General features: G+C 71.5%; 7 protein-coding genes and 1 pseudogene. 3 read left to right on the forward strand and 5 right to left on the reverse strand.

The window, feature by feature from the left end; genetic code table 11:
* The coding region (locus AOK18_RS11685; RefSeq protein ID WP_055694292.1) for a SigE family RNA polymerase sigma factor at positions 1-435 on the reverse strand (435 nt) is incomplete at its 3' end.
* 125 nt (positions 436-560) lie between these two features.
* The gene (locus AOK18_RS11690; protein WP_055575078.1) at positions 561-1,331 is read right to left on the reverse strand and encodes an SDR family oxidoreductase; all 771 of its coding nucleotides are present in this window, start codon (positions 1,329-1,331) and stop codon (positions 561-563) included.
* Between the two features lie 78 nt (positions 1,332-1,409).
* Here AOK18_RS11690 and AOK18_RS11695 point away from each other — a divergent pair, with 78 nt between their 5' ends.
* On the forward strand, positions 1,410-2,309 hold the full coding sequence (locus tag AOK18_RS11695; RefSeq protein ID WP_206281531.1) for a helix-turn-helix transcriptional regulator: 900 nt from the start codon (positions 1,410-1,412) through the stop codon (positions 2,307-2,309).
* Here the strand turns inward: AOK18_RS11695 and AOK18_RS11700 are convergent.
* Both AOK18_RS11700 and AOK18_RS11705 read right to left on the reverse strand, forming a co-directional pair.
* Positions 2,278-2,469 carry a hypothetical protein gene (locus AOK18_RS11700; protein ID WP_055694294.1) on the reverse strand — a complete coding sequence of 64 codons (192 nt, stop codon included), beginning with the start codon at positions 2,467-2,469 and terminating at the stop codon, positions 2,278-2,280. The genes AOK18_RS11695 and AOK18_RS11700 overlap by 32 nt on opposite strands.
* Before the next feature lie 9 nt (positions 2,470-2,478).
* Entirely contained in the window at positions 2,479-3,330 is an 852-nt protein-coding gene (locus AOK18_RS11705; protein ID WP_055694295.1) for a helix-turn-helix domain-containing protein, read from the reverse strand.
* Between the two features lie 280 nt (positions 3,331-3,610).
* Between AOK18_RS11705 and AOK18_RS11710 the strand changes: the two genes are divergently transcribed.
* Positions 3,611-4,186, forward strand: a complete 576-nt coding sequence (locus tag AOK18_RS11710; RefSeq protein ID WP_074994160.1) for an ATP-binding protein — start codon at positions 3,611-3,613, stop codon at positions 4,184-4,186.
* A gap of 112 nt (positions 4,187-4,298) precedes the next feature.
* Here the strand turns inward: AOK18_RS11710 and AOK18_RS11715 are convergent, their stop codons facing one another.
* Positions 4,299-6,059, reverse strand: coding sequence for a chitinase (locus AOK18_RS11715; protein WP_079104965.1), 1,761 nt, complete (start codon positions 6,057-6,059; stop codon positions 4,299-4,301).
* Positions 6,060-6,540: 481 nt separating this feature from the next.
* Between AOK18_RS11715 and AOK18_RS11720 the strand changes: the two are divergent.
* Positions 6,541-7,129: pseudogene (locus AOK18_RS11720) on the forward strand (hypothetical protein); the annotation flags it as partial.

Raw genomic sequence — 7,129 nt, forward strand, 5'->3', positions numbered from 1 at the left:
CCGCACCGCCGCCGAACTGACGTTCATCGCGTCGGCGGTCTCCTGGACCGAGCGGTCCTCCCAGTACCGCAGGACGACCACCGCGCGGTCCTTCGCGGGCAGCCGGGCGAGGGCGTCGAGCAGGGTGAGCCGCAGGGACGGGTCGTCGTCGGCACCCGGCAGATCCGGGAACGCGGCGGTCGAGCGCTCGGTGCTGCTGCGCCGCCGCTGATGGGTGAGGAACGCGCGGGTGAGGACGGTCTGCGCGTAACCGGCGGGGTTGCCCACGCGGGAGACCCGTCCCCAGTGCACGTACACCCGCCCGAGGGCCTCCTGGACGAGATCCTCGGCGAGGTGCGTGTCCCCGGCGGTGAGCAGGCACGCGGACCGGTACAGATGCCCGGCCCGCGCCGCCGCGAAGTCCCCGTACCCGCCCTCGCGGCCGTCCTGCCCCATGCGCGCGTCCCCCCTAGGCTTTCCCCGTTGCTCTCACCTCATTGATGCGCCGGGCCCCGGGAAATGTTTCACTCCCCTGTCCCGTCCCGTGGTCGTCGCATCGGGTGGTCGGTCCGGGAAAGCCGTTACACCAGCCCTCCGTTGGCGCGCAGGATCTGGCCGTTCACCCAGTGGCCCTCCGGGCCGGTGAGGAAGGCGACCACCTCGGCGATGTCCTCCGGAGTGCCCAGCCGTTCCAGCGCGGGGGCCTTGGCGAGCGCGTCGATCTGCTCGGGGGTCTTGCCGTCGAGGAACAGGTCGGTGGCGGTGGGGCCGGGGGCGACCGTGTTCACGGTGATGTCCCGCCCGCGCAGCTCGCGGGCGAGGACCAGCGTGATCGCCTCGACGGCGCCCTTGCTCGCCGTGTACGCGCCGTAGGCGGGGGGCTGCGTGCCGACCACGGAGCTCGAGAACCCCACGAACGAGCCGCCCGCCCGCAGCCGCCGCGCGGCCTGCTGGGCGACCACGAAGGTGCCGCGGATGTTGGTGCGGTGCATGGCGTCGAGCACCGCCAGGTCGAGGTCGGCGATGGGGGAGAGCGCGAGCCGGCCGGCGGCGTTCACGACGACGTCCACGCCGCCGAACTCCTCCTCCGCGCGGTCGAACAGCGCGGCGACCGCCCGCTCGTCCGCCACGTCGGCCCGCACGGGGACCGCCCGCCCGCCGGCCGCGGTGACCGCCCGCACCGTCTCCTCGGCGGCGGCCGTGTCACCGGCGTAGTTCACCACGACGGCCAGACCGTCCCGGGCGAGCCTCAGGGAGACCGCCCGGCCGATGCCGCGCGACCCGCCGGTCACGACGGCGACGCGGGCCGGTGCCGGTACGAGAGTTTCGGGTGCTTCAGGATGTGTGGTCATGCCGTCCACGATGCGCACGGGCGACCGGCGGAACCAGGGGACGACATCCCCTGGGTCGCCCACTCGGAGGAGCGCAGAATGGGCGGTATGGGTTCTGTGAAGTACGCCGAACTGGGGGCCTTCCTCCGCTCACGGCGCGCCCGCATCCGCCCCGGGGACGTCGGGCTCCCCTCCGGGCCCCGGCGCCGGGTGCCGGGGCTGCGCCGGGACGAGGTCGCCCAGCTCGCCGGGGCGTCGGTGGACTACTACAACGAACTCGAACGCGGAGCCGGCTCCCAGCCCTCCGAGCAGATGAACGCCGCCCTGGCGAGGGCGCTGCGTCTGACCGCCGACGAGCGGGACTACCTCTACCACCTCGCGGACCGTCCCGTGCCCGCCCGGGGCGGGGCCGCCGCACACGTCCACCCCGGCATGCTCGACCTGCTCGGCCGGCTGACGGGGACCCCCGCACAGGTGATCACCGACCTGCACGTCGTCCTCGTGCAGAACCCGCTCGCCGTGGCGCTGCTCGGGGACCAGTCCGGCCTGCGCGGGCACCGGGCCAGTTTCGTGTACCGCTGGTTCACCGAGCCCGCCGCCCGGGACCTCTACCCCGAGGCCGACCACGAGCGCCAGTCCCGCTCCTTCGTCGCCGACCTGCGCGCGGCCGCCGCCAGGCGGGACGGGAGGGACACCGAGGCCGGTTCGCTGATCGGCGCGCTGCTCGACGCGTCCCCCGAGTTCGCCGCGCTGTGGGGCGACCACGACGTCGCGTTCCGTCGGGACGACCGCAAACGCCTCCTCCACCCCGTCCTCGGCCCGCTCGAGGTCAACTGCCTGCACCTCTTCAGCGAGGACGGCCGGCAGCGGCTGCTCTGGTTCACCCCGGCCGTCGGCACCGACGGCGCCGGCCTCCTCGACCTGCTCGCGACCGTCGGCACCCGGTCCGTCGCCGGCCCGGCCGGCCTCACAGGAGGTGGTCGGCCTTCCCCGCCTTGATGTCGAGGATCATCCGCCGCAGGGCGTCCCGGCTGTCGGTGAGGTGGTCGTCCTCGGCACCGGCTATGGCGATGTAGCCGTTGCCCTCCTGGTCGGTCCCCAGGCGGAAGCAGCTGGCCCCCTCACCGCAGAAGGGGTCTTCCCAGGTGATGTCGTCCATGCTGTCCCCTCACAGGCTGTCGATGATGTCCCGGATGAAGTCGCGGGAGGCCTGCGGCGACAGGGCGATGCGCTCCATCCAGTCCACGTGCGTACGGTACTTGGCCAACTGAGCCTCCCCACTGAGGAATTCCGGCCCATGAGTGCTGTCCACCTGGACGGTGTCCAGCTGCGGGACCGGTCCTTCCAGGTACGTGAAGATCTGCCCGGACCCGGGAAACGTACCGGCGGTGAACGGAACGATCAGCAGCCGTACGGCAGGCCGTCCGGACAGGGCGATCAGGTGCTCGAGCTGCGCCCGTGCGCACTCCCGCCCGCCGAACTGCATCCGTACGGCCGCCTCGTGCACGACGGCGACGTACTCGGGCGGATCGTCCCGGTCCAGCACCTGCTGGCGTTCAATGCGGTACGCCAGCCGCAGTGCGGTCTCGTGCTCCGGCAACGGTGGCAGGACGGTCCTGAAAAGTTCCAGGGCGTAGTCGCTGGTCTGCAGCAGACCGGGGATGTGGGCGATATGCACAGTGCGCATCCGCGTCGCCCGGGCCTCGGACTCGGCGATGTCCAGCAGCCCGGCGGACAGTGATCCCCGGTAGCGCTCCCACCAGCCACGTCCGTTGGGCCGGGCCATGGCGGCCAGCGCCTCGATGTAGGCCTCGTCCGAGCAGTCGCAGTGGTGGGCAAGGGTGTGGAGCCGCCCCGGGCTGATGGTGCGGATGCCCGTCTCGATGTTGGAGATCTTGGCCCGGTCGAGTCCGAGCAGCCCGGCGGCCTGGTCGGCTGTTATGCCCGCCGCGACCCGCATCTTGCGCAGTTCGTTCCCCAGGCGTCTCTGGCGCTCGGTCGGCGTCGTCCTCGGAGGCATGACCTTCCTTCCCCTGTGATGCGTCAGCAGTCTGCCGCCCTTCAGTGTCCAGTTACCACGATTGGGTCATTTCCTTGAGTGAGGTGGCAATTGAGCCATTCGCGTCTCTACATTGAGTGACGAAGGCGCTACCTCGTGCGGTCGGCTGTGCATCGCGCGAGCCTGTCCGCGCGACGGAGCCACCGGCTGTCGTCGTCGTCCTTCGCTGATTACGCCGGTCACCGACTACCGGCCACCGTCCACGGCAGGGCGCTGCCGTACCCCACCGAAGGAGTCACCGATGTCTCCGTCCCGCTGCCCCGTCGCACCCGCGTTCTCCGCCGCTCCCGCGGCCCCCGTCCCCGAGGCCCTGGCCTACAGCTTCACGCTGCCCGCGCAGCCGACCAGCCCCGCGCTGGCGAGAGCGGCGGCGCGGGAGGTGCTGCGGGTGCACGGGCTGGCGGACCTGGTGGACCCCGCCCTGCTGGCGGTGAGTGAACTGGTCGCGGTGGCCTGCCGGTTCACGGCGTCGGCGGACGTCTACCTCTCCCTCCGCCATCGTGCCGCCGCCCTGCGGGTGATCGTCTACGACGGCCATCCGCGCCACACCCACCCCGGGCTGGCCACGGCCTGCGACACACATCGCCGCGCGGCCCTCCGCTTCCTGGCCTGCGTCTGCCGCGCCTGCGACGGTGCCTGGGGCTTCGACGAGGCGCGCGAACCGGGCGGCGGCACCCGCATGTGGGCCACCCTGCCGGTCGAGGGCGCGAGGGCGTACGGCAGTCCGCCCGTGCCCCGTCCCCCTGCGGCCGAGCCGGCCGTCCTCCGGGGAGGGTTGCCGAAAAGCGTGAGCACTCGACGCCCAACTGTCACGTAAGCGCTCAAACGAGCGACATCCGGACAGTTGCGGCCGAAGTGCTCATGCTTTTCGGAAGAAGGTGCGGTGCCCCCGGTCGCCACCCTCGGCTGCTAGGGGCACCCCCGGGGGGTTACGGCAGGGCGTGGACGTGCGGGCCGACCGCGTTGGACCAGGCATTGCCGGCGGTGGCGTCCCAGTTGGTGGACCAGGTCATCGCGCCGCGCAGGGCCGGGTAGGTCTTCGACGGCTTGAAGGTCCCGCAGTTTGTACCCCTGGTCAGGCAGTCCAGGGCGTTGTTCACCACGGTCGGGGAGACGTAGCCGCTGCCCGCGCCGCGGGTGGAGGCCGGGAGGCCGAGGCCCACCTGGGACGGGTCGAGGCCGCCCTCCAGCTGGATGCAGGCCAGCGCGGTCAGGAAGTCCACCGAGCCCTGGCTGTAGACCTTGCCGTCGCAGCCCAGCATCGACCCGCTGTTGTAGTACTGCATGTTGACGACCGTGAGGATGTCCTTCACGTTCAACGCGGTCCGGAAGTACGAGTTGGACGGGGACTGCATGTCGATGGTCTGCGGAGCCATCGTCAGGATCATGCCCGGGCCGGCCTTCGCGGACAGCGACCGCAGTGCCTGCGTCATGTAGGTCGCGTTGAGGCCGTTCTCCAGGTCGATGTCGACGCCGTCGAAGCCGTACTCCTGCATCACCGCGTACACCGAGTTCGCGAAGTTCGTCGCGGAGGCGGAGTCGTTCACCGAGACGGTGCCCGTCTCACCGCCCACCGAGATGATGACCTTCTTCCCGGCCGCCTGCTTCGCCCGCACGTCCGCCTTGAACTGAGCGACGGTGTAGCCGTTCAGACCCGCCGAGTCCAGGTTGAAGGTGACCGCGCCCGGCGTGCCCGTCGCGTCGGCGAAGGCGACCGCGATGATGTCGTACTGGCCGGAGACGTCCGAGATGCGCTGCACCGCCGCGCCGTTGTTGAAGTTCTGCCAGTAGCCGGTCACCGCGTGCCGGGGCAGGTCACCGCCGCCACCGCCGCCCTCCGTCGTCCGGGCCGTCACGGCCGTCGACTTCGGGGACTCGCCCGCCGCGTTGGTCGCCGTCACCTGGAAGGAGTACGAGGTGGCGGCGGCGAGGCCGGTCACCGTCGCGGACGTGCCCGTCACCGCCGTGACCTTCGTACCGTTGCGGTAGATGCTGTAGCCCGTCGCCCCCGACACGGGGTTCCACCGCAGCGACGCCGTCGACGACGTCGTCCCCGAGACGCTGAGGCCGCCCGGCGTACCCGGAACGACCGGATCCGGGTCGCCGCCGTCGCCTCCGCCCCCGTCGGGGCCGAAGACCGACAGGTCGTCCGCGTAGTAGGGCTGCTGCCCGTACCAGCCGTGGGTGTAGACCGTGACGGACCTGGTCGCGGAACCGGTGCGGAAGCTCGTCGTCAGCTGCTTCCAGGCGCCGGAGTCCGGGGTCCAGGTGGAGACGTCCGTCGTGCCGGTGCCGGTCACCCCCAGGTAGGCGTAACCGCCCCGCACCCAGCCGCTCAGCGAGTACGTGGAGTCGGGCCGCACGGCGACGGTCTGCGCGCAGCGGGCGTTGTCCTGGCCGGCCGGGACGGCCCTGAGCGCGGACGCGCCGCCGTGCACGGGGGACGGGACGGCCGTCCCGCTGTTCGCCGAACAGGTCCAGCCGCTCAGGCCCGACTCGAAGCCGGCGTTCCTGACGTTGTTCACGTCCGCGTTCGCGTCCGCCGCGGACGCCTGACCCGCGCCCGCCAGGGGGAAGGCGAGGGCGAGGGCGGAGACGAGGGCGCCCGCCCAGAGAAGGCCCTTGCGGGCGGCCGGGTTTCCGCCTGTGGCCGTGCCTCCGGCTGTGGCTCTGTCTCCGGGATCGGGCATGGCTGAGGTGCGGTCCACTGAAGCCTCCGGTGGGGGGAAGGAACGGGTTACGGGGGTACAGGGGTAGGGGAGGGCGGAGCGGGAGGGAGAGAGCCGTGGGAATGGCGGGCGCCGCCGCTGAACCAACAAGGTGGTCCAGACCAATAGGGTTGTCAATGGGTCCGGACCGACTTCGACGGGACGGGCCGCCTTCGGCCGCCCGACGCTCCGGACCGACGGACGCCTCCGCGACGGGGTTCCGGCGTCAAGGCGGAGCACGTCACCTCCCCCCTGCGAGCCGTATCGAGACCGGCAAGATGCTCAACGTGTCCCGTTTTGAAGCACCTTGTGCAACGCCGGTTGCCCACGAGCTACACGAACGCTGTTCTCCAGCCATAAAGCCGTGGTTACAGTGCTCGCATAGTCACGCAGCGAAGTCATCAGGGTGCACCGGAGTGACTCCCGGTGGGCCGAGGGGCATGGGGAGAACGGGGAGCCGCGCGTGCCAACTGCCATTGCCGTGACCAGCGCCGACCTGGCGCTGCCACCGCAGGACGAACGGACCCTGCCCGCCGTGGTGCTGCGGGACATCGCCACCCTGCCGCTCGAACAGGCCCTGGGCGAACTCCAGACACTCATCGAGCAGCACGGACACGTCATCGTGGTCTGCTCCCACGCGACCCCCGTCGCCGTCCTGCGACGGCTGCACACCCTGCGCTCCCTGCTGGAGACCGACCGGGTCGCCGTCTTCAACCCCGATCTGCCCCCGCTCGGACTCGCCGTACTGGCACGCCAGTTACGGCAGCTGGGCTCCTGCGACCTCAGTCCCGGCGTCCTCGCCTCGGCCGGCCGGCTGCTGGTCCACTACATCCACTCCGGTGCCGTGCTCGGCTCCGTCGCCCGCCTCGACCGGATCCCGGTCGACCTGAAGCAGCACGCCAAGTCCTGGATGCCCGGCAGCCAGTTCGCTGCCGTCGCCCACCCGCAACCGCAACTCGTCCGCCTCGGACCCGGAGCCGCCCTGGAAGGGCCGGAGTTCGGCACCTGGATGCTGGTCGCCAAGGGGCAGCTCCAGTCCGACTGGGTCACCG

The sequence above is a fragment of the Streptomyces prasinopilosus genome (assembly GCF_001419695.1).
In the GTDB taxonomy this organism is placed as follows: Bacteria; Actinomycetota; Actinomycetes; order Streptomycetales; family Streptomycetaceae; genus Streptomyces; species Streptomyces prasinopilosus.

Coding starts and splice junctions, on each gene's coding strand:
- AOK18_RS11700 (WP_055694294.1), bottom strand. CDS start 2,469: ATGGACGACATCACCTGGGAAGACCCCTTCTGCGGTGAGGGGGCCAGC.
- AOK18_RS11715 (WP_079104965.1), bottom strand. CDS start 6,059: ATGCCCGATCCCGGAGACAGAGCCACAGCCGGAGGCACGGCCACAGGC.
- AOK18_RS11710 (WP_074994160.1), top strand. CDS start 3,611: ATGTCTCCGTCCCGCTGCCCCGTCGCACCCGCGTTCTCCGCCGCTCCC.
- AOK18_RS11690 (WP_055575078.1), bottom strand. CDS start 1,331: ATGACCACACATCCTGAAGCACCCGAAACTCTCGTACCGGCACCGGCC.
- AOK18_RS11695 (WP_206281531.1), top strand. CDS start 1,410: ATGGGCGGTATGGGTTCTGTGAAGTACGCCGAACTGGGGGCCTTCCTC.
- AOK18_RS11705 (WP_055694295.1), bottom strand. CDS start 3,330: ATGCCTCCGAGGACGACGCCGACCGAGCGCCAGAGACGCCTGGGGAAC.